General features: G+C 74.1%; 1 pseudogene. It reads right to left on the reverse strand.

Annotation, left to right across the window (positions count from 1 at the left end):
- Positions 1 to 668, reverse strand: a pseudogene (locus tag EHS43_RS45580) (ATP-binding protein); the annotation flags it as partial.

Here is a 668-nt window from a genome sequence, read left to right on the forward strand (position 1 = left end):
CTCCTCGCCCTCCTCGGGGGCGAGCGGGGTGTCGGTCGGGGCGGCGTCCGCGAAGACACCGAACTCGTCGACGGCGTTGGCCCCGGCCCGCAGCCGGTCGCGCTGCCTGAGCAGGGCGCCGGCCTGGACGAAGCGCAGGGGCAGGCCCTCGGACTCGAACCAGAGGTCGCCGGCCCAGTTCGACTCCTCCTCCGTCAGCACGCGGCCGACGCAACGCTCCAGGAGCTCCACACCGTCGGCGCGCTCCAGGCCGCTGAGGAAGACCTCCTCGACGGCGGAGTCGGCCGAGGGCGCGGGCACGTCGGGCGTCGCGCCGATCACGAAGGCGCACTCGGGGGTGGCGTCGAGGAGTTCATCGAGGGCGGCGCCGCCGAACTCGATGTCGTCGAGGACGACGACCGCGCCGATGTCCCGGACGCAGGAGAGCAGCTCGTCCCGGTCGGGGCGGTGCAGGGGCGCGTCGAAGACGGCGTAGAAGAGGTCGTACAGCAGCTCGCCCGCCGTGCGGTTCCAGCCGGTGAGGCGGATCACGCCGTCGGGGGCGAGATCAGAGCAGTCCTCGGCGACGAGGTCGAGGAGGCTGGTGCGACCGGAGCCGGCCGGGCCGGTCAGGCGGACCGAGCGACCGCGCGCGAGCAGCCGTACGAGGCGTTCGCGCTCGTCCTGGC

Origin of the sequence: Streptomyces sp. RP5T, assembly GCF_003933965.1 — a bacterium.
In the GTDB taxonomy this organism is placed as follows: Bacteria; Actinomycetota; Actinomycetes; order Streptomycetales; family Streptomycetaceae; genus Streptomyces.